General features: G+C 45.6%; 22 protein-coding genes and 6 tRNA genes. 3 read left to right on the top strand and 25 right to left on the bottom strand.

Annotated features, from left to right (window positions below; all coding sequences use genetic code 11):
• Window positions 1-93: 93 nt before the first annotated feature.
• Together KIV41_RS06075 and KIV41_RS06070 are read right to left on the bottom strand one after the other, a co-directional pair.
• On the bottom strand, window positions 94-1,620 hold the full coding sequence (locus KIV41_RS06075) for a winged helix-turn-helix domain-containing protein (protein ID WP_285335905.1): 1,527 nt from the start codon (window positions 1,618-1,620) through the stop codon (window positions 94-96).
• A gap of 90 nt (window positions 1,621-1,710) precedes the next feature.
• Window positions 1,711-2,313, bottom strand: a complete 603-nt coding sequence (locus KIV41_RS06070; protein ID WP_005530699.1) for a YitT family protein — start codon at window positions 2,311-2,313, stop codon at window positions 1,711-1,713.
• 347 nt (window positions 2,314-2,660) lie between these two features.
• Here KIV41_RS06070 and glyA point away from each other — a divergent pair, with 347 nt between their 5' ends.
• A complete protein-coding gene (gene glyA / locus KIV41_RS06065) occupies window positions 2,661-3,911 on the top strand; it encodes a serine hydroxymethyltransferase (RefSeq protein ID WP_285335904.1) in 1,251 nt (416 codons plus the stop codon).
• A gap of 559 nt (window positions 3,912-4,470) precedes the next feature.
• Here glyA and lipA read toward each other — a convergent pair.
• The 12 genes from lipA to leuS all read right to left on the bottom strand — a co-directional run bounded on the left by lipA (window position 4,471) and on the right by leuS (window position 17,044).
• Window positions 4,471-5,436: a lipoyl synthase gene (gene lipA / locus KIV41_RS06060; RefSeq protein ID WP_010446422.1), complete on the bottom strand. Its 966-nt coding sequence runs from the start codon at window positions 5,434-5,436 to the stop codon at window positions 4,471-4,473.
• Window positions 5,433-6,095, bottom strand: a complete 663-nt coding sequence (lipB, locus tag KIV41_RS06055) for a lipoyl(octanoyl) transferase LipB (RefSeq protein WP_038886042.1) — start codon at window positions 6,093-6,095, stop codon at window positions 5,433-5,435. The genes lipA and lipB overlap by 4 nt, the downstream gene beginning before the upstream one ends.
• A gap of 176 nt (window positions 6,096-6,271) precedes the next feature.
• Window positions 6,272-6,550: a DUF493 family protein YbeD gene (gene ybeD, locus KIV41_RS06050; protein ID WP_010446426.1), complete on the bottom strand. Its 279-nt coding sequence runs from the start codon at window positions 6,548-6,550 to the stop codon at window positions 6,272-6,274.
• Between the two features lie 161 nt (window positions 6,551-6,711).
• Entirely contained in the window at window positions 6,712-7,890 is a 1,179-nt protein-coding gene (locus KIV41_RS06045) for a serine hydrolase (protein WP_010446428.1), read from the bottom strand.
• A 90-nt stretch (window positions 7,891-7,980) separates the two neighbouring features.
• Window positions 7,981-8,778 carry a septal ring lytic transglycosylase RlpA family protein gene (locus KIV41_RS06040; protein WP_282066195.1) on the bottom strand — a complete coding sequence of 266 codons (798 nt, stop codon included), beginning with the start codon at window positions 8,776-8,778 and terminating at the stop codon, window positions 7,981-7,983.
• Window positions 8,779-8,780: 2 nt separating this feature from the next.
• Entirely contained in the window at window positions 8,781-9,902 is a 1,122-nt protein-coding gene (gene rodA, locus KIV41_RS06035; RefSeq protein WP_038886046.1) for a rod shape-determining protein RodA, read from the bottom strand.
• The gene (mrdA, locus tag KIV41_RS06030; RefSeq protein WP_071235980.1) at window positions 9,902-11,821 is read right to left on the bottom strand and encodes a penicillin-binding protein 2; all 1,920 of its coding nucleotides are present in this window, start codon (window positions 11,819-11,821) and stop codon (window positions 9,902-9,904) included. Before mrdA ends, rodA begins: the two co-directional genes overlap by 1 nt.
• A 29-nt stretch (window positions 11,822-11,850) precedes the next feature.
• A complete protein-coding gene (rlmH, locus tag KIV41_RS06025) occupies window positions 11,851-12,321 on the bottom strand; it encodes a 23S rRNA (pseudouridine(1915)-N(3))-methyltransferase RlmH (RefSeq protein ID WP_010446437.1) in 471 nt (156 codons plus the stop codon).
• Between the two features lie 4 nt (window positions 12,322-12,325).
• On the bottom strand, window positions 12,326-12,643 hold the full coding sequence (rsfS, locus tag KIV41_RS06020) for a ribosome silencing factor (RefSeq protein WP_029560931.1): 318 nt from the start codon (window positions 12,641-12,643) through the stop codon (window positions 12,326-12,328).
• Window positions 12,644-12,733: 90 nt separating this feature from the next.
• Entirely contained in the window at window positions 12,734-13,753 is a 1,020-nt protein-coding gene (holA, locus tag KIV41_RS06015; RefSeq protein WP_285335903.1) for a DNA polymerase III subunit delta, read from the bottom strand.
• Window positions 13,754-13,756: 3 nt separating this feature from the next.
• Window positions 13,757-14,299, bottom strand: coding sequence for an LPS assembly lipoprotein LptE (gene lptE, locus KIV41_RS06010; protein ID WP_010446442.1), 543 nt, complete (start codon window positions 14,297-14,299; stop codon window positions 13,757-13,759).
• A gap of 171 nt (window positions 14,300-14,470) precedes the next feature.
• Complete coding sequence (gene leuS, locus KIV41_RS06005; RefSeq protein WP_038886052.1) at window positions 14,471-17,044, bottom strand: leucine--tRNA ligase; 2,574 nt, start codon at window positions 17,042-17,044, stop codon at window positions 14,471-14,473.
• 154 nt (window positions 17,045-17,198) lie between these two features.
• Here leuS and KIV41_RS06000 point away from each other — a divergent pair, with 154 nt between their 5' ends.
• Window positions 17,199-17,669, top strand: a complete 471-nt coding sequence (locus KIV41_RS06000) for a zinc ribbon-containing protein (RefSeq protein ID WP_010446446.1) — start codon at window positions 17,199-17,201, stop codon at window positions 17,667-17,669.
• A 51-nt stretch (window positions 17,670-17,720) separates the two neighbouring features.
• Here the strand turns inward: KIV41_RS06000 and lnt are convergent, their stop codons facing one another.
• The 5 genes from lnt to miaB all read right to left on the bottom strand — a co-directional run bounded on the left by lnt (window position 17,721) and on the right by miaB (window position 23,347).
• A complete protein-coding gene (gene lnt, locus KIV41_RS05995) occupies window positions 17,721-19,241 on the bottom strand; it encodes an apolipoprotein N-acyltransferase (protein ID WP_285335902.1) in 1,521 nt (506 codons plus the stop codon).
• 37 nt (window positions 19,242-19,278) lie between these two features.
• Window positions 19,279-20,178 (bottom strand): CNNM family magnesium/cobalt transport protein CorC, encoded by a 900-nt coding sequence (gene corC, locus KIV41_RS05990; RefSeq protein ID WP_010446451.1) that lies wholly within the window; start codon window positions 20,176-20,178, stop codon window positions 19,279-19,281.
• Between the two features lie 106 nt (window positions 20,179-20,284).
• Window positions 20,285-20,749 carry an rRNA maturation RNase YbeY gene (gene ybeY, locus KIV41_RS05985; RefSeq protein WP_005425552.1) on the bottom strand — a complete coding sequence of 155 codons (465 nt, stop codon included), beginning with the start codon at window positions 20,747-20,749 and terminating at the stop codon, window positions 20,285-20,287.
• A 2-nt stretch (window positions 20,750-20,751) separates the two neighbouring features.
• Window positions 20,752-21,849, bottom strand: coding sequence for a PhoH family protein (locus KIV41_RS05980; protein ID WP_143692112.1), 1,098 nt, complete (start codon window positions 21,847-21,849; stop codon window positions 20,752-20,754).
• A 73-nt stretch (window positions 21,850-21,922) separates the two neighbouring features.
• Window positions 21,923-23,347, bottom strand: coding sequence for a tRNA (N6-isopentenyl adenosine(37)-C2)-methylthiotransferase MiaB (gene miaB / locus KIV41_RS05975; protein ID WP_005438595.1), 1,425 nt, complete (start codon window positions 23,345-23,347; stop codon window positions 21,923-21,925).
• 258 nt (window positions 23,348-23,605) lie between these two features.
• Here miaB and KIV41_RS05970 point away from each other — a divergent pair, with 258 nt between their 5' ends.
• Complete coding sequence (locus KIV41_RS05970; RefSeq protein ID WP_285335901.1) at window positions 23,606-24,781, top strand: 2-octaprenyl-3-methyl-6-methoxy-1,4-benzoquinol hydroxylase; 1,176 nt, start codon at window positions 23,606-23,608, stop codon at window positions 24,779-24,781.
• A 160-nt stretch (window positions 24,782-24,941) separates the two neighbouring features.
• On the opposite strand, the gene KIV41_RS05965 is transcribed toward KIV41_RS05970, so the two are convergent.
• From KIV41_RS05965 to KIV41_RS05940, 6 genes are all read right to left on the bottom strand, one after another.
• Window positions 24,942-25,026 (bottom strand) — tRNA-Leu (locus KIV41_RS05965).
• Window positions 25,027-25,080: 54 nt separating this feature from the next.
• Window positions 25,081-25,155 (bottom strand) — tRNA-Gln (locus tag KIV41_RS05960).
• 46 nt (window positions 25,156-25,201) lie between these two features.
• Window positions 25,202-25,286, bottom strand: a tRNA-Leu gene (locus tag KIV41_RS05955).
• Window positions 25,287-25,307: 21 nt separating this feature from the next.
• Window positions 25,308-25,392 (bottom strand) — tRNA-Leu (locus KIV41_RS05950).
• Between the two features lie 18 nt (window positions 25,393-25,410).
• Window positions 25,411-25,487: transfer RNA gene (locus tag KIV41_RS05945), tRNA-Met, on the bottom strand.
• A gap of 23 nt (window positions 25,488-25,510) precedes the next feature.
• Window positions 25,511-25,595 (bottom strand) — tRNA-Leu (locus tag KIV41_RS05940).
• Window positions 25,596-25,679: the final 84 nt, after the last annotated feature.

Here is a 25,679-nt window from a genome sequence, read left to right as displayed (position 1 = left end):
GCCGTTATTTGAATGTCGCCATGCTAAGTTTTGTGGCAGAAAAAGGGCAAAAAACAAAAGCTAACAGAGTTTAATGAAAGCTTAATTTTATATTTAGGTCTTTGTTTTATTTGGAGTAATTTCAGCGTCGATATTCGTGCAGTATTCTTCGATTAGCGCCTTCCAACGCATCACAATTTCTTTCTCTTTAATGCTGACACGCAGTTTTGTCCAAGGTTGTAAGCAGGTCTCTTTTGATTCTGGTTGTGACAAGCGACTGAATAATTCTTCAGAAGGCATGACGCGCAGCAGAGCCACCAAAGACTCCATGTAATTGAGACGAAATTGGTCGAGCTTATTCTGCTTGTAAGCGATATGAGAAACGAAGGTGTACACCAAGGCGTTTTGAATTCGTGAGTCGCCAGCTGGCGTCGTCAGTAATGTTTTGGCTTTATCGAGGTTACCTAACTTGTAGTGCAAGATACCAAGCCACAAACTCAGTTCGTCAGGGAGGACATCAAATTCCGATTGAGCCTGAATGAGGTATCCCTCTAGCTTGGTTTTATCTTGTTCGTACAATGCAAGATGACGAGCGATGGTGATAGCAGTGAACTCGTCCATGTGATCAATTGGTGAGTTGGAAAACTGCTCGTCGAGCAACATCTTTTCGTGTGTGTCTGTAAAGTGCCAAGTGCTTTTTGAAGGTTCGGGCAGATTGAAGTACTGAGCAATGTCGCTGTGCAAACGGAATAAGTCTGATTGTAGGTGGTCGATACGCAGGACGTACTGATTTCGAAACGCTAACTTTCCTGTCGCTGGGTAAATCAGGTTCATCTGCGCTTTTATCATGCCCTCTGTCGGACTGTCTTTGAGTTCGATATTGAGCTGATAATCACTGGTCTGCATGTTGCGTGCACCGGGGAAATAAGGCGTCTCGTTGATTGGATCGAGAAAGTAGCTTGGAGCATCTTGGTTGGCAATATCTGTATAAGGGTATTCGACTTGCTGTTGGAGCAAGATGGCTTTCACCACGGTACGATACTCACGTGCAGCAGTGCCTATCGCATCGACACGATTTAGGAGAAGCTCGACTTTCGGGATCAGCAGTTGGTTACGCGTCTGCTGAGTGGAAATGCCTTGTTGTTGCCAGAGAGTCACACCCAGTCCAATAGTGGTCAGCGTGAATAATGCACATAAGCCATAAACAACCCCAAGTTTGCGTGAAGATGGCGATTTACCCTCATTGGCGAGTTTGGCTTTGCGCTTGCTCGACTTTGCTGGTGGCAATAGTTGAACGTTCGCTGGATTGAGGAAGTAGCCTTTACGTGGATAGGTCACCAATAGCTTAGCGGCATCGTGCTCTGGTAAGTGCTCTTGTAGCAAGGCTCGAAGTGTACTGATTCGATTGGTAAGTACGTTCTTTGAGATAAACTTACTTTGCCAAATAGTCTCTATGATGGTTTCTGCAGACAGCGGGTGGCCAACACTGGTGAGCAGCAGTTCTAATAACTCGATGCTACGTGGCTCAAGATCGATAACGACCGCTTGCTTGTGAAGCGTTTGAGTCTCTGGGTTATAGATCAGCTCGCCAATAACAATCTGACTGTTGGTTTGTTTGGCTTGTTGTAGGAAGTCGCGCATACCATCATGAGTGATTAGGAAATGGCGAGATATTATATAGGCATTGGAGCGCAAAATCTTATAAATTGCGCTCCAATTATTATAGAAAGGTTATGAACCGTAGCTCACAGAATAGCGGTGTGGTTTGTGGTTCATAGCAAGCACTAGGTTCAGTGCGAATGCGCCAAGAATCGACAAGCCGATAACCCACGGAGTGACGAAGAAGAAAGAGGCAAATAAGATACAAGCGTCAATTGCCATCTGAGATTTGCCTACCGAGATACCAAACTTGTCCTGAATGAATAAGCACAATACGTTGAAACCACCCAAACTTGAGCGGTGGCGGAATAGGATCAGCATGCCCAAGCCCATCAATAGCCCACCAGCTACGGCGCAGTAAATCTCATTAATCGATTCGAGCGAAATCAGTAAATACAGATTATCAGCAAAGATAGAAACCAAAGCGCCAGAAATTGCACTATTAATCGCAAAATGACGGCCAAAGCGTTTCCATGCTAGCAAGTAAAAAGGACAGTTGGCTAAAAAGTAAAGCACACCAAACGTAAAAGGTGTAAATTGGCTAATAAGCAGAGCCAATCCAGTTGTGCCTCCGGTTAAGAGGTTAGCGGATTGGAGAAAGAAAACCCCTTGAGCTACCAAAAAGGTACCTGTAAGAATTGCCATCCAGTCTTCTTTTCTTGAGTGTTTTTCCATCTAATATGCAGTCGTTGATGATAAATCGGGCATGCATAGTAGTAAAAAGATGATCTTTTCGGTAGCTAGAGGGTAAAATTTACGGTAAACCTATGTAATTGTTGTTTTACAGGGTGTAAAGCACAAATTTGACAGTCAGTGGTTCATGGTCAAACGATTGCGATATCGTCATGATAATTCTTACTTGTCATCATGAAAAAACTGCATGAGAAAAATTACAAATTTCTCTTTATGACCTAGATCAAATTATGTAAAATGCGCGCCATTAGCTCGACGTAAACGTTTGCGTTAGGTCGTTATTCAGTTTTTTTGCAACTTTCAGTACCAATCTGAGTCAGGAGATACAGATGCTTAAGCGTGATATGAACATCGCAGATTACGATGCGGAACTGTTCGCAGCTATCCAGGAAGAGACTCTTCGCCAGGAAGAACACATTGAACTTATCGCTTCTGAAAACTACACAAGTCCACGTGTAATGGAAGCACAAGGTTCTCAGCTAACGAACAAATACGCTGAAGGCTACCCAGGCAAGCGTTACTACGGCGGTTGTGAGTACGTAGACAAAGCTGAAGCACTAGCAATCGATCGTGCATGCCAACTGTTCGGCTGTGAGTACGCGAACGTACAGCCTCACTCAGGTTCTCAAGCAAACAGCGCAGTCTACATGGCGCTTCTAAACCCAGGCGACACAGTTCTAGGTATGAGCTTAGCACACGGTGGTCACCTAACTCACGGTTCACCAGTTAACTTCTCAGGTAAGCACTACAACGTTATCCCTTACGGTATCGATGAAGCTGGTCAAATCAACTACGATGAGATGGAGCAACTAGCCCTTGAGCACAAGCCTAAGATGATCATCGGTGGTTTCTCTGCTTACTCACAAATTGTTGATTGGAAACGCATGCGTGAAATCGCAGACAAAGTTGACGCTTACCTATTCGTAGACATGGCGCACGTTGCTGGTCTAATCGCAGCAGGTGAATACCCAACGCCAGTACCACACGCTCACGTAGTTACAACGACTACGCATAAGACACTTGCAGGCCCACGTGGTGGTCTAATCCTGTCTAATGCGGGCGAAGACATGTACAAAAAGCTGAATTCAGCAGTATTCCCTGGTGGTCAAGGTGGCCCTCTAATGCACGTTATCGCTGGTAAAGCTGTAGCGTTCAAAGAAGCGATGGAGCCTGAATTCAAAGCTTACCAAGCTAACGTAGTGAAAAACGCGAAAGCAATGGTTGGTCAATTCCAAGAGCGTGGCTACAAGATCGTATCTAACGGTACTGAGAACCACCTATTCCTAGTTGACCTAATCGACAAGGACATTACAGGTAAAGATGCAGATGCCGCACTAGGTGCAGCAAACATCACAGTAAACAAGAACTCTGTACCAAACGATCCACGCAGCCCATTTGTAACGTCTGGTATCCGTGTCGGTACACCAGCAATTACTCGTCGTGGCTTCACTGAAGATGACGCGAAAGAGCTAGCAAACTGGATGTGTGACGTTCTAGATAACATCGGCAACGAGGAAGTTATCGAAGCGACGAAACAGAAAGTTCTAGAAATTTGTAAGCGTCTACCAGTTTACGCGTAACTTTCTTCATAGAGTGCGCCGATTTCGTTGTCGAACATACTCATTTGCTAGAAGCAAACTCCGTGTGTTCTCCTAGAACTCGACCCATCTATTTCGAAAGTTCACCCAATTTAAAGGTCCTCATTTGAGGGCCTTTTTGTTTTTCTAGCGTATGGAAGTATCAGCTCAGAGTACGTTGAAAGCAGATTCCGGATATCGCTTAGGCTCTTCGGAATGACGCGTTTTTAGTTGTGAGAAATAAGTTTGTTGTGTGGAGGCTTTTGGGGAAGTAGAAAAACGAAAGAGATGATTAGACTCTGGATATATTTTTGATTTGCTCAGGAGCCCAACTGCGTCATTCCCTACAAGCGAGGAACGAGCGGGATAGGGAATCTCTAATTGTCACTATTACTTAGAGAGCGCGTTGAAAGCAGATTCCTGATATCGCCTAGGCTCTTCGGAATGACGCGCTATTAGTTTAAGGATATAGGTTCGTTATCCGAATGGCAGTGGTTTAGATTCAGCAGAAACAAAAAAGGTTGGCCCTGAGCCAACCTTTCTTTTCAAAACAAGCGAGTGCTTATTTAATCTCGATACCTTGAGCCTGCATATCTGCATGGTAAGAAGAGCGAACGAATGGACCACACGCCGCGTGGGTGAAGCCAAGTTCTAGTGCGATCTCTTTTAGCTCGTCAAACTCTGAAGGTGGAACGTAACGCTCTACTGGCAAGTGGTGACGGCTTGGCGCTAGGTACTGACCAAGAGTCAGCATAGTTACGCCATGTGCACGAAGGTCTTTCAATACTTCGACGATCTCTTCTTTCGTTTCACCAAGACCCATCATCAGGCCTGATTTAGTCGGTACATTTGGGTGCTGCTCTTTGAATTTTTGTAGCAGTTGTAACGACCATTTGTAGTTCGCACCTGGGCGAGCTTTACGGTACAGACGAGGTGCCGTTTCTAGGTTGTGGTTGAAGACATCTGGCGGGTTGTCTTTCATTAGATCAAGCGCAACGTCCATGCGACCACGGAAGTCAGGAACCAGAGTTTCAATCTTGATGTGTGGGTTCAGTTCACGGATTTCACGGTTACAGTTGGCAAAGTGCTCTGCACCACCATCACGTAAGTCATCGCGGTCAACGGAAGTGATTACAACGTACTTCAGCTTCATGTCTGCGATTGTTTTCGCTAGTTTTTTTGGCTCTTCAGCTTCAACAGGAAGCGGACGACCATGGGCAACGTCACAGAAAGGACAACGGCGTGTACAGATCGCGCCTAGGATCATGAAAGTGGCCGTTCCGTGGTTAAAACATTCAGCTAGGTTAGGGCAAGACGCCTCTTCACATACAGAATGAAGGTCATTCTTGCGCATCGCTGATTTGATGTCTTGAATACGTTGGCTGTCGGCTGGTAGCTTGATCTTCATCCAATCAGGCTTACGTAGCACTTCTTTCTGCTCTGTAGGCATGTTCTTTACTGGAATCAATGCCATCTTATCGGCGTCGCGGTATTTAACGCCTTTTTCCATCTGGATTGGTTTGCTCATGCTTTGTTACCTTGAGAAGGTGCTTCTGTGCTGAAATCTACTTGCTCATAATCAAGCAAAGTAACGAGTTCTTGTATTAGTTGTTTTTCCACGGCTTCGATGTCTTCTGGCCCACCAACTTGGCTTACCTGAACCATCTCCATTCCTTCATAGCCGCATGGGTTTATACGTAAAAACGGACCTAAGTCCATATTCACATTTAACGCCAGACCATGGAATGAGCATCCTTTACGAATGCGAAGTCCGAGAGAACATATTTTTTTACCGTCGACATAAACGCCAGGAGCGTCAGGTCGCGCAGCTGAATCGATATTGTATGCCTTAAGAGTGTTAATAACGAGGTTCTCAATGTGCGTAACGAGATCTCGCACTCCTAATTTTTTGCGACGTAGATTGATCAAGAAGTAAGCAACCAATTGACCCGGCCCATGGTAAGTCACCTGACCGCCACGATCACTTTGTACAACAGGAATATCTCCAGTGTTGATAAGGTGCTCGGCTTTACCTGCTTGACCTTGTGTAAATACTGGATTGTGCTCTACCAACCAAACTTCATCAGGTGTGTCGTCTGTGCGTTGATCAGTAAACTCATGCATTGCCTTCCATACAGGCTCATAATCTTGGCGTCCAAGTCGTTTTACAACAAGTTGGTGTTGCATGGAAATTCCTGTCGCTAATAAATAAAGTTTTTGGATTATAAACCGGATAACCCTAATGCTCTACAGCTGAGTAACAGATTTTTAACTGATACATGGGGTGGTTTAGATTATCTGTATGATAAATAAAAAGAAAGCAGCCGAGGCTGCTTTCAAAAAAAATTTAATCTATCAAAAAATTATAGAACCATGCGTACAATTTCGATTTCACCTAGCTCTTTATATAGAGTTTCAACCTGTTCGATAGAGGTTGCAGTGATATTGATAGACACCGAGTGGTAGTTACCCTTAGCGCTTGGTTTTACTGTTGGGCTGTAGTCACCAGGAGCATGGCGCTGGATCACTTCAAGAACAAGTTCTGGAAGCTCAGGCTTTGCGTGACCCATTACCTTGTAAGTAAATGAACAAGGGAACTCAAGCAGGTCTTTCAATTTTGCATCAGAGTTGATGGTTAGCATATCGGTAACTCCCGTTGGTATTCGTTGCGGTGCGAAATAGTACAGTCAAATTAGGGTTAACTCAAGATCATACCCAAGCGTGTTGGGGTCCTTTGAGTATAGATAACAAAGCCGCCCTAGTTGGCGGCTTTGTAGATTCGTTTATTGGTCAGAAGCGACGGTTAGAAGAAGCTCTTAAACAACAACACGATGTAGTCCCACATGCGGCTAAATAGGCTGCCTTGGTCTACTGTTTCCAGTGCCATTAGTGGGTACTCAGCAATATCTTCACCATCAATTTGATAGTATAGCTTACCAACTACATCCCCTTTATTAATTGGGGCTTCTAGCTCTTTTTCAAGTACGAAGCTTGCTTTTAGGTTCTTTGCTTGACCGCGAGGTAGGGTAACATAAGTATCTTCATCTACACCGAGAGCGACGGTATCTTTGCTGCCCATCCATACTTTCTCTTCTACGAAGGTTTCACCCGCTTTATGTGGTGCCACTGTTTCGAAGAAGCGGAAACCATAGCTCAGTAGCTTTTTGCTTTCCGATTTACGCGCGTTTGCGTCTTTAGTACCCATCACTACAGCAACTAAACGCATTTGCCCTTCAGTTGCTGAACTTACTAGGCTGTAACCTGCGTTGCTGGTGTGACCGGTTTTGATACCGTCAACGTTCATGCTCTTGTCCCACAGCAGACCGTTACGGTTGTACTGTGTGATACCGTTGTAAGTAAACTTCTTATCCGAGTAAATACGGTATTCATCTGGCACATCACGAATCAGTGCTTTACCAAGTAATGCCATATCGTAAGGTGTAGAGTATAGGTTAGGGTTGTCTAAACCATGAACGTTTGCAAAGTGCGTATTTGTCATCCCTAGCGTGTCAGCCCATGCATTCATCAAATCAACGAATGCATCTTCTGAGCCTGCGATATGTTCAGCCATCGCAACACAAGCATCGTTACCTGATTGGATGATGATGCCGCGGTTTAGGTCATGTACCTTAACGGTTGTACCCACTTCGATGAACATTTTTGAAGAATCAGGGAAGTTCTTCGCCCATGCATTTTTGCTGATGGTTACATCATCGTCTTCTGAAATATTACCACGCGCGAGTTCTTGACCAATTACGTAGCTGGTCATCATTTTCGTTAGACTTGCAGGAGATAACTTAGTGTTCATCTCTTTTTCTGCCAGTACTTTACCTGAATGGTAATCCATCAATACGTAGCCTTTCGCTGCGATTTGTGGCGCGTCTGGAACAACAATTGGTGATGCAAGTGCTGATTGAGCAAAGGTTGCAGAAAGAGCAACCGAAGAAACGAGAATAGATTTCACAAACTTATTTTTATTCATGGTAATTCAAATTTTTTGGTTAACTGTCGTCATCTTAACAGAATCCCCGGTTATATAAGAGAGGCTCTGCATAGAAATTCATGAATCGGGTCATTTAACAGTTGTGTGTTTTTTAATAAATGCTGATGGATAGCCGAGCAACTTAACTTTCTCTAACATACTTTGTGTCAGAGCATAATCAGTAAATGGCCCCACAAAGAGTCGATGTAAATCGTCTGTACTTTCTAGGAAAATTTCAGTATCCAGCTTTTGACTTATATCTGAGCCTAAAGTTCGCGTACGATCTGCATATTTAGATGAAGCGACTTGAATGACGTACTTTGGGTGCGCAGCGAGTGCTTTCTCATCCGTAGGTTTTTCAAAACTGAGAACTTCGATTTCAACATTGGCGGTGCCAGTTTTTACAACATCTAACTTGAAAGCGGCTGCATAACTCAAGTCGATAATTCGTCCTTCGTGAAATGGTCCGCGGTCATTGACTCGAACAATCGTTGATTTGCCATTGTCTGTATTTGTTACTTTTACAAAACTTGGCAATGGCAACGTTTTATGAGCCGCTGTCATCGAATACATGTCGTAGATCTCACCGTTTGAAGTGAGATGTCCTTGGAACTTTTCACCGTACCAAGATGCTTTGCCTTTTTCTTTAAACCCTTTTGCATCACGGATGATCTTGTAGTCTTGTCCGCGTAAGGTGTAATTACTATTACCCCCTAAACTGTACGGTTCATATTTAGGGTGTGCATCTTCAATATGTTCGACAGACAAAGGTGTTTCAGGAGCGACATCTGATTCTAGTTCGTATCGGCCCTCTTGTGCTTTTTGGCTTGAGCAGCCTGCCAAAATCAAAGCAGAGAAAACTAAGCTGTATAAAGAACGGTTTTGCATGTCTAGGTAGCCTTAGAGAATGCTTTTCTGTGTGTATGAATTGACATTAAAATGCCAAAACCAGCCATCAAGGTCACCATTGAGGTGCCGCCATAACTGATCAACGGTAAAGGTACGCCTACCACAGGTAGGATGCCACTAACCATGCCAATATTTACAAAAATATACACGAAGAAGCTGAGTACAATGCTGCCTGCCATCATTCGACCAAACGCAGTTTGTGCTTGGCTAGCGAGGTAAAGACCACGACCAATGATAAATAGATAGATGGCTAATAGGCAAAGGAAGCCAATCATACCCCATTCTTCTGCAATTACTGCAAAGATAAAGTCAGTGTGTCGCTCGGGAAGAAACTCAAGTTGTGATTGGGTGCCTTGTAACCAGCCTTTGCCTGAAATACCACCAGAGCCAATGGCGATTTTACTTTGGATGATATGGTAGCCTGCACCAAGAGGGTCTGATTCGGGGTTAAACAAAGTACGGACACGTACTTTTTGGTATTCACGCATCAGGAAGAACCACAAAATAGGAATGAAGCCTCCTAACGCTATGGCGGCACCTGTGATGATTTTCCAACTGATACCAGCGAGGAAGATTACAAAGATACCTGAAGCTGCGATCAGGATGGAAGTACCTAAGTCGGGTTGTTTAGCAATGAGAATGGTGGGAATAAACACCATGACAAGCGCAACAATTAGCGTGGTCAATGTTGGTGGGAGTGGTTTTCGGCCAATATAGCGCGCAACCATCAATGGCACGGCAAGCTTCAGCAATTCTGAAGGCTGAAAACGAACAAACCCTAGGTTAAGCCAGCGCTGAGCACCTTTTGAAGCCTCACCAAAAAAGAGCACTCCAAGAAGTAGTATGACACCACCGACAAACATTAGTGGAGCGAGACTTTCATAAGTTCTGGGTGATATTTGGGCCAACACGAGCATGACAGCCAGCGATAACACCATGCGCATTGCTTGGCGATCCATCATTGCAAAGCTCTGGCCACTAGCACTGTACATAATGACCAGACCAAACCCCATTAATGCCAGAATGCCTAGCAGTAACGGTAAGTCGATGTGAAAACGCTCAAATAAAGCTCGATTCTTACCTGTAGAAGGATCCATTTTCATTAGTGCGATACCTTTTTCTTCGCTGCGTCATCATCTGTAGCAGCTACGTTGTCGTCCAAAACGACTCTGTCGAAGATCTTTCTCACCACCGGTGCACCATTACTTGAGCCACCGCCGGCGTTTTCTAGTACAACAGTTACCACCACTTTCGGATCGTCAAATGGCGCAAACCCCGTAAATAGAGCGTGGTCTCGTAAGTGTTCTGCAATTTCGTCCGCGTTGTACTCTTCATTTTCGCCAAGACCAAATACTTGTGCAGTACCTGATTTACCGGCTGTTTGGTAAGTCATGTTGTAGAACGAGCGGCGAGCTGTACCTTTGGTACCATGGTTAACCAAGCGCATACCTTCTTTGGCCATATTCCAGTATTTATCTGGCACGTTTTGGATAGGAGGGTAGGTCACATACTCAGATGTTTTTTGCTGTTCAAAATCACCACCATTGTCGATGGTTGCTTTGAGTAAGTGCGGTGCGGTTACAGCGCCTTCATTGACGAGAACCGAAGTTGCTTTGGCTATCTGCATTGGCGTTGCTGTCCAATACCCTTGGCCGATACCAACAGGAATTGTATCGCCTTTGTACCAAGGAGTCTTATGGCGAGCCATCTTCCAATCACGTGTTGGCATGTTGGCTTTACTTTCTTCGTAAATGTCGATGCCTGTGTAATCACCAAAGCCAAACATCATCATCCAGTTAGAGATACGGTCAATGCCCATGTCGTAGGCGATTTGATAGAAGAAAGTATCTACAGATTCTTCAATTGACTTGATGATGTCAACGCGACCATGGCCCCAGCGCAGCCAGTCACGGAAAGGGCGAGTATCTGAGTTTGGAATACGCCAATAACCTGGGTCATTACGAGTTGTTTTAGGTGTGACGACACCTTCTTCCAGAGCTGCCACTGCCATGAATGGTTTAATGGTCGAGGCTGGAGGATAAATGCCGAGCGTAGTTCGGTTCACCAAAGGACGATTCTTATCGTTCAGTAGAGCTCGGTAAGCTTTGCCTGAGATACCATGTACAAATGCATTTGGGTCGTAACTTGGGCTCGATACCATTGCAAGTACGCCGTTATCACGAGGATCAAGCACTACTGCACTACCACGTCGAGCATCCAACAACTGGTGTACGTACAACTGAAGGTTGATATCGAGGTTCAAGACGATATCTCTACCTGGAATTGGAGGGATATACTTTAGTGTACGGATGACGCGACCACGGCTGTTGACTTCTACCTCTTGGTAGCCTGCCGTGCCGTGCAGTAGGTCTTCGTAATATTTTTCGATACCTAACTTGCCGATATCGCGGGTTGCTTGGTAGTTGGCGTCTTTCTCTTCACGAACTAAGCGTTGCATATCGCGGTCATTAATTCGTGATACGTAACCAATGACGTGGGTCAGAACTTCGCCATATGGATAGTAACGTTTCAAGGTCGCACTGATCTCAACACCAGGGAAACGGTATTGATTGACAGAAAATACGGCTACTTGCTTTTCATTTAATTGGGTCAAAAGTGGTACAGACTTGAAGCGACGTGTACGCTTACGCTCACGTTGAAAGCGTTCTATTTGTTCTGGGGTAATTTCCAGAATGGTTTGTAACCCTTGAATTGTCTCGTCAATGTTTTTAATCTTTTCTGGGGTTAACTCCAGGTTATAAACGGGACGGTTTTCAGCAAGTAGCACTCCGTTGCGGTCGTAGATAAGGCCGCGGTTAGGTGCGATAGGTACCACTTTAATGCGGTTATCGTTGGAACGGGTTTGATAGTCTTGAAATTGGTTGACCTGAATGTTGTACATATTAGCAACTAACAGGCCCATCAAGACAACAATACCAAGAAATGCAAAAACAGCACGACTGGCGAACAGGCGTGCTTCTGCTTGGTAATCTCGAATTTGACTGCGGCGTCTACGAATCATTAACGCTTATCTCTACTGCTAAGTCGCTATTATTCGCGGTGGTAAGGGTGGTTAGCTGTAATGCTCCACGCTCGATATAAGCTCTCAGCCATTACGATACGAACCAGTGGGTGTGGTAATGTCAGTGCCGAAAGTGACCAGCTTTGATCAGCGGCAGCTTTACATGCTGGTGCTAGACCCTCTGGGCCACCGATTAGAATCGACACATCGCGGCCATCAAGTTTCCACGCTTCTAGCTGTTCTGCTAGTTGTGGGGTATCCCATTTTTTACCCGGAATATCGAGCGTGACGATGCGGCTACCTTTTGGTACTGCAGCCAACATTGCTTCGCCTTCTTTTTGTAGAATGCGTGCGATATCTGCGTTTTTACCGCGTTTGCCTGCGGGGATTTCAACCAACTCGAGTGGCATATCATGTGGGAAGCGACGGCGGTATTCCTGAAAACCTTCTTCGACCCATTTGGGCATTTTTGTGCCAACGGCAATTAGTTGAATTTTCAAAAGATTAACCCCAGAGTTTTTCTAGTTGGTACAGCTCACGGTGTTCTTCTTGCATCACGTGAAGCATGGCGTCGCCCATGTCTAGGACAACCCATTCTCCTTCATTTTCGCCTTCCATACCTAGTGGCTCTAGACCCGCTTTCTTCACTTCAGATGCGACGTGATCAGCGATAGATGAAACGTGACGCTTAGACGTACCAGTACAAATGATCATGTAATCTGTCACGCTTGATTTGCCTTCTACATCTAGAATAACAATCTGTTCCGCTTTCATGTCGTCGGCTTTATCGGCTAAAAAGTCTTTAAGTTCTTCGCGAAGCACTCGGTTTTCCTCGGTATTTTCGTTTCTATCTGTGGGTGTTTTAACTTAACTGGGCTAAAACTGGTTGCGCACTATATCACGCTTTGAAAGCTAAATTGCCAGCTTAATATCAGGCGAGCAGGTTTCTAGGCTCAATTGATGGATAGTTGGCCACACAGATTCATCATATTGGGTTTTGGCTTTTATCTCGGCGTGTGCCAATAGAGATAAAAGCGCGCAAATTCGGGAGGCTGACAGACGAGTCAGCGCAGCATTGTAAAATGGGCGTTTCTTTTGCCACACTCGATGTTTTTCAAACACCTGAATCATACCCATTTGGGTAAGATCTCGGTGCATGTTGAGTAGTTGGTTGAACTCTTTCTGTACACTACGGATCAGAATAACGGCTTCTATACCTTCTGCTTCCAGCTGACGCAGGATGCGTTGTGCACGGTTGGCTTTACCTGCAAGTAGGGCATCAATCCAGTGGAACGTCGTAAAGTGGTTGTGGCGACTAAGTGATTCTTCGAGTCGCACAACCGTCAGTTCGCCATCTGGATAGAGCAAAGCGAGTTTCTCTAAACTTTGCGATAGTGCGAACAAATTACCCTCGTGCCACTGGGCCAACATTTGCAGAGATTGCTGATCCGCTTTTAATCCCAAGGTTCGGCAGCGTGCTTGCACAAACATCGGCAAGCGTTGTAAATCGGGTGTTAGGCAGCTGACCCAGTCACCTTTTGCACTAAGTGCTTTGAACCATTTCGCGTTCTCTTGTGCTTTGGTCAGTTTGCTACCGACGATTACCAGCATGATGTCTTCATGTAGCATGTCACACAAAGTTTGCAGCTCTTTGCTAACCGTTGTGGTCACGCCACTCTCTGGCAGCTCAAGCTCAATCAACTGACGGCTTGAGAATAGGCTTAGCGCTTGGCAACAGTCGTACACTTGATTCCAATCTAAGCTGGTATCAACTGAAAAACGATGCCTTTCTTCGAAGCCTTGTTGGCGAGCCATTTCCTGAATCGCTTGGCGGCTTTCCTGAATCAACAGCGGTTCATTACCAAAAATTAGGTAAACTTGCTTGATATGCTTAGCTAGGTGCTCGGCCAGTTTATCGGCAAAAATCCGCATAAGTTATGACTTATTTACTTCTGGCTTGAGTACGATTTCATCTGAGTTATATTCAGCCTTGATACGACCTAACTGGCGCATCATTTGTGATGCTGCTTGTTGGCGCATTTCATCTTCAATTACGTCACGCTCTACTGATTTTGCCAGTGCGGTTAGCGGGTTATCGAGGTAGTTACGGTTAACGGTTGTTGTGAAGGTTTTTGCACCGACTTCAGGAATTGTCACACGATAAACAACGTTATAAGTAAGTTCTTTTTCTGCCGCGCGGCTGTTTTGATACAGAGAAAGTGTACGCTCTCCTATGCTTTCTGAAATAAGAGTTAGGTTGGGGATTTTAGAAGATGGCATTACTAGGTTTACTTTATTGAGCTCTAGTTGAGCGTACACGTATCGTGTCAGAGGACTGTATTTGTCGTAACTTGTAAATGACATGGTGTGCAGTTCTTCTGGAACGGAATACTCGCCACGAAGGTGAAAACCACAGGCAGAAAGAAGCCCCGCTAATACCAATACCACTGGTAGTTTAATCAAAGAGAAAAAGCGCATTGATTGTATTCATCCTAAATTGAAGGGGTTATTTACCTTAAACCACTCGGCGTGAATGGTTTGAGGTAAATAAACAGGGTAGCGAACTACCCTGTTTAATGACTCCTAGCATGCGAATTGGTTCGCGTTGCTTTGAGTTATTGCAAGCTGTGTTTCGTTTTTAGCGAAAGACTAGTTTGCAACGATGTTCAGCAGTTTACCTGGTACGTAAATTACTTTACGGATAGTTAGGCCATCTGTGAACTTAGTAACGTTTTCATCGTTTAGACCAAGCTCTTCCACTTGTTCTTTCGTTGCGTCTGCTGCAACAGTCAGTTTCGCACGTAGCTTACCGTTTACTTGAACAACGATAGTTTTCTCGTCTTCAACCAGTGCTTTCTCGTCGAACGTTGGCCATACAGCGTTATCGATGTCTGCTTCACCTAGCGCAGCCCATAGCTCGTATGAGATGTGCGGAGTGATTGGGTAAAGCATTGCAACTACCGCTTTTAGCGCTTCATCAAGGATTGCACGATCTTGTGCAGATTCTTGAGGTGCTTTCGCTAGCTTGTTCATCAGTTCCATGATCGCAGCGATTGCTGTGTTGAACGTTTGACGACGAGCGATATCGTCAGTCACTTTCGCGATAGTCTTATGAACGTCACGACGAAGTGCTTTTTGGTCACCAGAAAGTGCTGCTGCATCTACTGCTTCTGCTGCGCCTTTTGATGTGTGCTCGTTCACTAGTTTCCAAACACGTTTTAGGAAGCGGTTAGCACCTTCTACGCCAGACTCTTGCCATTCAAGTGTCATGTCTGCAGGAGACGCGAACATCATGAATAGACGCACTGTGTCTGCACCGTACTTATCTACCATCTCTTGAGGGTCGATACCGTTGTTTTTCGACTTAGACATTTTGATCATGCCTGAGTGCGTAACATCGCGGCCTTCAGTGTCTTTCGCAGAAGTGATGCGGCCTTTACCGTCACGCTCAACAGCAACATCTGTTGGTGCAACCCACTCTTTACCGCCTTTCTCGTTCTCGAAGTAGAACGCGTCTGCTAGTACCATGCCTTGACATAGTAGTTGCTTGAACGGTTCGTCAGACGTTACGTAGCCTGCATCACGTAGTAGTTTGTGGAAGAAGCGAGAGTACAGTAGGTGCATACAAGCGTGCTCGATACCACCGATGTACTGGTCTACTGGAAGCCAGTAGTTTGCTTTTTCTGGATCTAGGATGTCGTCAGCTTGTGGTGAACAGTAACGCGCGTAGTACCAAGAAGATTCCATGAACGTGTCGAACGTATCTGTCTCACGTAGAGCAGGTTCGCCGTTAAAGGTTGTCTTCGCCCATTCTTTGTCTGCTTTGATTGGGCTTGTTACGCCGTCCATTACCACGTCCTCTGGAAGGATTACTGGTAGTTGGTCAGCTGGTACTGGGTGAACTTCACCGTCTTCAGTTGTTACCATTGGGATTGGTGCACCCCAGTAACGTTGACGAGATACACCCCAGTCACGTAGACGGAAGTTAACTGTCTTAGTGCCTTTGCCTTCTGCTTCTAGCTTCGCTGCGATTGCATCGAACGCCGCTTGGAACTCTAGGCCGTCGAATTCACCTGAATCGAACAGTACACCTTTCTCTGTGTATGCTGCTTCAGAGATGTCTAGCTCGCTGCCATCTACTGGCTTGATAACAGGCACGATGTCTAGACCGTACTTAGTTGCGAATTCGAAGTCACGTTGGTCATGCGCAGGTACTGCCATTACAGCGCCTGTACCGTAGTCCATCAGTACGAAGTTAGCTACGTAAACTGGTACTTCACGGCCGTTCAATGGGTGAATAGCAGTAAGGCCAGTCGCCATACCTTTCTTCTCCATTGTCGCAAGTTCAGCTTCCGCTACTTTGTTGTTCTTACACTCGTCGATGAACGCTGCAAGCTCAGGATTGTTCTCTGCTGCTACTGCTGCCAGAGGGTGACCTGCTGCGATACCCACGTAAGTCACACCCATTAGTGTGTCTGGACGTGTTGTGTAAACTTCTAGGTCTTGTTGACCCTTAACTTCAAACTTAAGCTCAACACCTTCAGAGCGACCGATCCAGTTGCGCTGCATGGTTTTAACCATTTCAGGCCAACCGTCTAGGTTATCTAGATCGTCTAGTAGCTCTTGAGCGTATTCAGTGATCTTGATGAACCACTGTGGAATTTCTTTTTGCTCTACAGGCGTGTCACAACGCCAGCAGCAGCCGTCTTCAACCTGTTCGTTTGCAAGAACAGTTTGGTCGTTTGGACACCAGTTAACAGAAGAAGTCTTCTTGTACACTAGGCCTTTGTTGTAAAGCTTAGTGAAGAACTCTTGTTCCCAACGGTAGTACTCAGGAGTACACGTTGCGAATTCACGGTTCCAGTCGTAACCAAAGCCTAGAAGCTTAAGTTGGTTCTTCATGTACTCAATGTTTTCGTAAGTCCATGGTGCAGGCGCAGTGTTGTTTTTAACTGCAGCGTTCTCTGCAGGCAGACCAAACGCATCCCAACCAATTGGTTGCATTACGTTTTTGCCTTGTAGGCGTTGGAAACGAGATACTACGTCACCGATGGTGTAGTTACGCACGTGACCCATGTGCAGTCGACCACTTGGGTATGGGAACATGGATAGACAGTAGAATTTTTCTTTATTTGGGTCTTCACTTACAACAAAGGTCTTGTTGTCATCCCAGTGCTTTTGAACTTTCTGTTCAAGGTCTTGTGGATTGTATTGTTCTTGCATCGATGGTATCCGGTTATCTTGGAATTTGTGAGTTCGGTTAGAACAGACTTTAATAGATCATCATAGAATACCTAAAGCTAGGGATCACAACAATAGCCAATCTATACCCATGTACCTTGAATTGGTGCTGGCAGTAGAAAGATGGAGGTCAGTTATGCCTAAACGTAAAGCAGGTTATGAGGAAATGCTCGAGGATGTGATTGAAACCTTGAAGCACAGTCCGGATGAAGTTAACAAAGTGTTCGAAACGTCGGGCAAAGTGGTGGATGCAGCCAACGACATGACTAAAGATGAACTCTCGTTGATCTCGGCATATGTCAAAGCGGATTTGAAAGAGTTTTCAGACAGCTATGAAGAAGGAAAGAGCGGACCTTTCTACCTCACGATTGCTGATTCAATCTGGCAGGGTCTGCTCGATATTACCGACCGAACCAAAGTGGAGTGGGTTGAACTGTTTGATGATTTAGAACATCAAGGACTTTATGAAGCGGGCGAGGTGATTGGTCTTGGTACTTTAGTCTGTGACGAATGTGGTCACAAAACCACGTACAACCATCCAACCATCATCATCCCATGTATTAAGTGCAATCATACGGGCTTTAGTCGTCAATCTCTTAAGCCATAGTGGACGTTAGCAAACGAAATAAAAAAGAGGCTCAAGAGCCTCTTTTTTTGTTTATGACTTTTTCTTTCTTGGTAACCACCAAGCGAGCATCAAACTCAATCCAGCCCAAATATACAGCGGCCAAGTTCCCACGACTCGATATGGCGTTTGCCCATCTGTCGGAACAAGTTCTGCGCGTAGTACTGCGGTCTCAAACTGAGGAATTTGTTCGATGATCTTACCTTTATGGTCAGTTACGGCAGTTAAACCATTATTGGTAGAGCGAATCAGCGGTTTACCAAGCTCTAATGCACGCATACGAGCGATTTCCATGTGTTGCAGTGGACCAATCGAATGACCAAACCACGCGTCATTAGACAGGGTTAGGATGAAGTCGGTATCGTCAGTGACGTTCTGACGCACTTGCTCACTGAAAATGATCTCGTAACACAGCGCAGGATCCATATGCTTACCATTCGCCACAATGTTTGGTTGAATGAAATCGCCACGGCTGAAGGAAGACATTGGTAAGTTAAAGAATGGTGCCAATGGGCGCAGTACATCCTCAAACGGTACAAACTCACCAAACGGAAGTAAGTGATGTTTGTGGTAGCGTTTGTCCATATCAAAGCTGTAGTCGCCGTATGGAGTTACACCTAAAGATAAAATGCTGTTGTAGAACTGGCCGTCTTTTCCTTGGTTTACCACACCCGTAATAATGGCGCTGTTGTTCATTTTCGCCGCAGTATCGATGTTTCTCAAGAACGACGGGACTTCAATTTCAAATGCAGGAATGGCAGCCTCTGGCCATACGATGATGTCAGCATCCCAGTTCTCACGAGTGAGGTCTGCGTATTTCATGATGGTTGGCCAGCGTTGGCTTGGTAGCCATTTTAGTTTTTGGTCAACGTTGCCTTGGATAAGAGCTACTTTAGTGGAGTCTCCTACGCGCGGTGTTACCCAATCGTATTGGCGAATACCAAAGCCAGTACTTAACAACACGGCAGGGATGATGACCACCAACCACTGTTTGTGAATCCAAGCGTAAGCGAGTGCACCGGCACTGATCATGACGAACAGGGTTAGCAGTTCTACACCACCAATAGGCGCAAAGCTAGCGAATGGTGCGTCAATTTGGCTGTAGCCAAGCCATAGCCACGGGAAGCCTGTCATTACCCAGCCACGTAACCAGTCGGTGACTAGCCATAATGCAGGGGCAGCAAGCAGCGCTTTGCTTAGGGTAAATTCTGGGAAGAACTTGTTGCTGAGCCATGCAAACAGGCCAGTGTAAATCGACAAGTAAGCGATCAATAGGCCCATGAGGAAGACGTTTGCAAGCAGCGGCATGCCGCCAAAGCCTGCAATGCTGACGTAAACCCAGCTTACACCCGTTGCAAATTGACCTAGACCCCAGGCATAACCGGTCCAAAGCGCGCGCTTAGGCGATTGGTTTGCAAGAAGAATAAGCAGGATAGCAGGGCTAAGTATGGCGATTGGCCATAACTGGTAAGGGGCAAATGCTAGGGTAGTGGAGGCGCCAACAAAAGCGGCCACTAAGGGCCGCTTGAGGCGATGAAAGAGTACATTCATCATTTTATTTTTCTGATATTCCCGATGTTAGGGTATCGCGTTACTCTTGAGTGGCTTCAACCAGCTTTTCTTCGTCTGGAATCGTCACCTGAAGTTGAATGACACGACGGTTATCGGCTGCAGTTACTTTGAAGCTGTACGCTTCGATTTCAACTACTTCGCCGCGCGATGGTAGGTGACCAAAAGCAGTCATTACCATGCCGCCAACGGTATCTACTTCTTCATCGCTGAAGTCGGTACCGAATGTCTCATTAAACTCTTCAATGGTTGTCAGAGCTCTGACAGCAAACGTGTGCTTGCTTAGCTTACGGATATCGGTTTCTTCATCGTCATCGAACTCATCTTCAATATCCCCTACGATTTCTTCAAGGATATCTTCGATGGTTACGAGACCAGAAACACCGCCGAATTCATCGACAACAATCGCCATGTGATAACGTTCTTCACGGAACTCTTTTAGCAGGCGGTCGACACGTTTACTTTCCGGTACCACGACTGCTGGTCGAATTACTTCTTCGATATCAAATGGGTTACTGCCTGAGCCCAAGTATTTGAGTAAGTCCTTCGCTAGTAGAATGCCTTCCACATGGTCTTTATCTTCGCTGATCACTGGGTAGCGAGAGTGTTGAGCGTCAGTGATTAGTGCGATCAAAGTATCAAGATCATCAGTGCGTTCAACAGTAACCATTTGCGAACGCGGGATCATGATGTCACGCACGCGCATTTCGGAGATTTCCATAACACCTTCAAGCATGTCGCGGGTGTCGTGGTCAATCAGGTCATTGATTTCAGAGTCACGGATTACATCCACAAGCTCTTGGCGGTCTTTTGGTTCGCCTTGAAATAGTTGACCTAGACGTTCAAAGAAGGACTTTCTACTCGGACCTTCTGCCTTTTCTTTCTTGCCTTCATTAGAAGAGGGAGAATTATCTTCGTTCATTGTTTCTCAATTAAGTAACGCTATCAGATGTGTGATAGCTCACATAGAAAGACGAGCACGAGATGGTTATCTGGGTGGTTCGCCTTTCCCTGTCGAGCAACCAAAGTTACTCTTTTTCAGCAATATACGGGTCTTCATAACCCATACCTTGCATGATTTCTGTTTCGAGGGATTCCATCTCTTCAGCTTCATCATCCTCGATATGGTCATAACCTAGCAGATGCAAGCTGCCATGTACAACCATATGCGCCCAATGTGCTAGTAGAGGCTTGTTCTGCTCTACTGCCTCTTTTTCAACAACTTGGCGACAGATGATCAAATCGCCTAGTAGGTCCATTTCCATACCCGGTGGTACTTCGAATGGGAAAGACAGCACATTGGTCGGCTTATCTTTACCGCGGTATTCGTGGTTTAGCTCGTGACTTTCTTGCTCGTCGACAATACGAATTGTCAGTTCCGCTTGTGGTTGGAAAAGAGGGATAGTCTTATCTAGCCACAATTGGAAATCTTGCTCAGAAGGTAAACCTTCTTCATTTTCGACTGCCAGTTGCAAATCAAGTTCAATTGCCATGGTTATTCCTTAGTTGCCGCAACTTGTGCGTTCAGTTCAGCTTTGGCTGCTTCTAGCAATTTGGCATCACGTTCTTCACGACGGCGTTTTTCGAACTCTTTACGTTCTTTCTGGTCTTGTGCTTCCCACTTCTCGTAAGCGTTAACGATGCGAGCAACCACTGGGTGGCGCACTACGTCGTCAGCTTGGAAGAAGTTAAAGCTGATGTCGTCGACTTCGCTTAGCACTTCAATCGCATGACGAAGCCCCGATTTTGCACCGCGAGGTAAGTCAATTTGAGTGACGTCACCGGTGATAACTGCACGAGAGTTGAAGCCGATACGCGTAAGGAACATCTTCATCTGCTCTACAGTGGTGTTTTGGCTCTCATCAAGAATGATGAAGGCGTCGTTTAGAGTACGACCACGCATGTAAGCAAGAGGTGCTACCTCAATCACGTTACGTTCAATCAGCTTTTCTACGCGCTCAAAGCCCAGCATTTCAAATAGGGCATCGTAGAGAGGGCGTAGGTATGGGTCGACTTTCTGGCTCAAATCGCCAGGTAGGAAGCCCAGTTTCTCACCTGCTTCAACCGCAGGACGAGTTAATAGAATACGACGGATTTCTTGGCGCTCTAGTGCGTCAACGGCTGCTGCAACGGCTAGGTAAGTTTTACCAGTACCAGCAGGACCGATACCAAAGGTGATATCGTGCGTCACCATGTTCATCAGGTATTGACCCTGATTTGGTGTACGAGGCTTGATCACACCTTTTTTCGTTTTAACGAAGACTTCTTTACCGTGTTCGAAGTTCGATTCGGTACTCTGCTCCAGTACACCCGATTCTTTGATTGCCAGGTGGATCTGCTCTGGTTCGATATCAGGGGTTTCGCCGCGGACAGGAGCGGTGTCTACGTAAAGGGTTTTCAGAATATCCAGCGCAGCCGCTGCGGTATGAGGTTTACCGACAATGGTGAAAAGGTCGCTACGGTGGTTAATTTCAACGCCTAGACGACGTTCTAAATGCTTGATGTTGTCATCGAATGGACCGCACAGGCTTGCTAGTCGGCGGTTGTCTGAAGGTTCTAGATTGATTTCTAGCGTTACGATTTTATTGCTCAATGTTGCCTCTCATTTTATGCCACTTAACGAGAGCCTGATAACGACCAGGCTCTCAATGGCTATTTGTACGAGCTTATGGCGTAAAAGTAGCTACACCTAGCTCATCTTCGCGACGTGTTTTCGCCATCATTTGCGTTGGTGAAATCACACTACGAAGGTCCATGTCTTTTTCTGTACGTACTAGCTCACCACGTAGTGAGTTAGCAAATACGTCCGTAATCTTCACGTCAACGAATTGACCAATTAGGTCTGCGCTACCTTCAAAGTTTACTACACGGTTGTTTTCTGTACGAGCGCGTAGCTCCATTAGGTTCTTCTTAGAAGGACCTTCAACCAGAACGCGTTGCTCAGTGCCTAGCATTAGACGAGAGTAGCGCATTGCTTGTGCGTTTACGGTTTGTTGTAGCTCGTATAGACGCTCTTTCTTCACTTGCTCTGATAGGTCACAAGGGTAATCTGCCGCTGGCGTACCTGGACGTGGAGAGAAGATGAAGCTGAAGCTCATGTCAAAGTCTACGTCTTTGATTAGCTTCATTGTGTCTTGGAAATCTTTGTCTGTTTCACCAGGGAAACCAACGATAAAGTCTGAACTGATTTGGATATCAGGACGTGCTTTACGTAGCTTACGGATGATCGACTTGTACTCAATCCCAGTGTGAGGACGTTTCATCATAGTCAGTACGCGGTCACTACCACTTTGTACTGGTAAGTGAAGGAAGCTCACTAGCTCAGGTGTGTCTTCGTATACAGCAATGATGTCATCAGTAAACTCTAATGGGTGGCTTGTTGTAAAGCGGATACGATCAATACCATCGATAGACGCAACCAAACGAAGCAGCTCTGCAAATGAACAGATTTCACCGTCGTGCATAGGACCACGGTATGCGTTTACGTTTTGACCCAGTAGGTTTACTTCACGTACGCCTTGATCTGCTAGTTGTGCGATTTCGAACAGTACGTCATCCATTGGGCGGCTTACTTCTTCACCACGAGTGTACGGTACTACACAGTAAGTACAGTACTTAGAACAGCCTTCCATGATAGAAACGAATGCCGTTGCACCTTCAGCACGAGGCTCTGGTAGACGGTCGAACTTTTCGATTTCTGGGAATGAAATGTCCATTACTGGTGCTTCATCCGATTGAGATTGTTTAATCATCTCAGGAAGACGGTGAAGAGTTTGTGGACCAAAAATTACGTCAACGTATGGAGCACGTTGACGGATGTGGTCACCTTCTTGAGTTGCTACACAACCACCTACGCCGATAACTACGCCAGGTTTTTTATCTTTTAGTGTTTTCCAACGACCAAGCTGGTGGAAAACTTTCTCTTGCGCTTTTTCACGGATCGAACAGGTGTTAAGTAGAAGTACATCTGCTTCCTCTGGCTCTTCGGTCAGCTCATAGCCGTTTGCAGCATTAAGCAGGTCGGCCATTTTTGATGAATCGTATTCGTTCATCTGGCAGCCCCAGGTTTTAATTAGCAGTTTCTTACTCATCTCACTTTCGCTCGTTCAGTTGTACTTAAATCGGAGAGCTATTGCTCAAATTATAGCCGCCATCACGGCGGTAAGCGGCGTATTGTACTGCTTTAAAAAGCACCTGACTAGTGATCTGACGAATTCTCTGCAAACCCTGATGAAATCTAGTTTTTTGCCCTATATACAGCAAGGTTTTTTGTTAAAGAATTTTGTAAAAATACCCATGGAACGTACAATTAAAAAACGCCAATTAATCAATACGATGAAGAGCAAAAAATGAACAAGTATGACATCGCCGTAATCGGTGGCGGCATGGTCGGGGCCGCCGTGGCTGTTGGGTTTGCCAAGCAAGGCAGAAGCGTTGTAGTAGTAGAAGGTGCAGAACCAAAGGCGTTTGAGGTTTCTCAAGCGTTGGATATTCGTGTATCTGCAATTTCCCATCAGTCGGTGAAGCTACTTGATTCATTAGGCGCATGGTCTGCGATTGAAAGCATGCGAGTGTGCCCTTATCGTCGTTTGGAAACGTGGGAACATCCTGAGTGCCGTACACGTTTTCACTCTGATGAGCTTTCGTTGGAGCAGTTAGGCTATATCGTTGAAAACCGACTAATCCAACTTGGTCTTTGGCAAGCTTTCGCACAACACGACAACTTAACGGTGATGTGCCCTGAGCGATTGAAAGATATAGAGTTTGCCGAGGTAAACCGTGTAACGCTAGAAAGCGGCGAGCAGTTTGAAGCAAATTGGGTGATTGGTGCCGATGGCGCGAACTCAAAAGTTCGTCAATTGGCGGGTATTGGTGTAACCGCATGGGATTACCGTCAACACTGCATGTTGATCAACGTAAAAACCGAACTCCCTCAACAAGACATCACTTGGCAGCAATTTACTCCCTCAGGTCCACGCTCATTCTTGCCGTTATGCTCACTAACTGAGGATGGTAAAGAAGTCGGGCAGGGTTCGCTGGTGTGGTATGACTCACCAAAACGCATTAAGCAATTGTGCGCGATGACGAAACCTCAGTTAAAAGAGGAGATCCTACGTCATTTCCCTGCTGAGTTAGGCGATATTGAAGTTTTACAATTTGGCTCATTCCCACTAACTCGTCGCCATGCCCAAAGCTATTCAAACAAGAATTGCGTGTTAGTGGGGGATTCTGCTCATACAATCAACCCACTTGCTGGGCAAGGTGTGAATCTCGGCTTCAAAGATGTTGATGTTCTGCTTTCGGTTACCAATCAGCAAGAGCAACTTAATGATGCTTTGCTCGCCAAGTATGAGCGCGCCCGTCGACCAGATAACTTATTAATGCAAACGGGCATGGATGTGTTCTACAAAGGCTTTAGTAATGATTTAGGTCCATTGAAGTTCGCTCGTAATGCAGCATTGAAGCTGGCGGAAAACTCAGGACCGATCAAAGCGCAAGTATTGAAGTATGCGCTAGGTATGTAAAAGACTTCTGATCACATAGAAAGCGGTCGATAGGAAAGCAATAGATAGAAAAAAAGCGAGCCATGAGCTCGCTTTTTTAATTCGATAAATCAGAGATCTACCGAGTCCAGAATCAGAAAAAAGAAAAAACCCAGCAAATCAATGCTGGGTTTCTTAAGAATGGTGCGGAAGGAGAGACTTGAACTCTCACACCTTGCGGCGCCAGAACCTAAATCTGGTGCGTCTACCAATTCCGCCACTTCCGCAACTTATTCTGTAGTTATCAAGGTAATTGGTAAAACCTCAACAACGTTGTGTAATGGCAGGGCTACCTGGATTCGAACCAGGGAATGGCGGCATCAAAAGCCGCTGCCTTACCGCTTGGCGATAGCCCTACTAATCTTAGCCTTTCAACTAAGTGCTTTCCTATAAAGGAAAGTATGGTGCGGAAAGAGAGACTTGAACTCTCACACCTTGCGGCGCCAGAACCTAAATCTGGTGCGTCTACCAATTCCGCCATTTCCGCAAAGTATAGATTATTTTTAGATGGTGCGGAAGGAGAGACTTGAACTCTCACACCTTGCGGCGCCAGAACCTAAATCTGGTGCGTCTACCAATTCCGCCACTTCCGCATCTAAAATCTATATTAATGGTGGCTACGACGGGATTCGAACCTGTGACCCCATCATTATGAGTGATGTGCTCTAACCAGCTGAGCTACGTAGCCATTCTATATTCTTTAATCAAGTATGGTGCGGAAGGAGAGACTTGAACTCTCACACCTTGCGGCGCCAGAACCTAAATCTGGTGCGTCTACCAATTCCGCCACTTCCGCAACTTGATCTGTAGTTATTGATGTAATTGGTAAAACATCAGTAACGTTCCTATGTTTCAAGGAAAAATAATGGCAGGTCTACCT

This window comes from Vibrio sp. D401a, from assembly GCF_030248515.1.
In the GTDB taxonomy this organism is placed as follows: domain Bacteria; phylum Pseudomonadota; class Gammaproteobacteria; order Enterobacterales; family Vibrionaceae; genus Vibrio; species Vibrio rotiferianus.
This window is presented reverse-complemented; position numbering and strand designations above follow the sequence as displayed.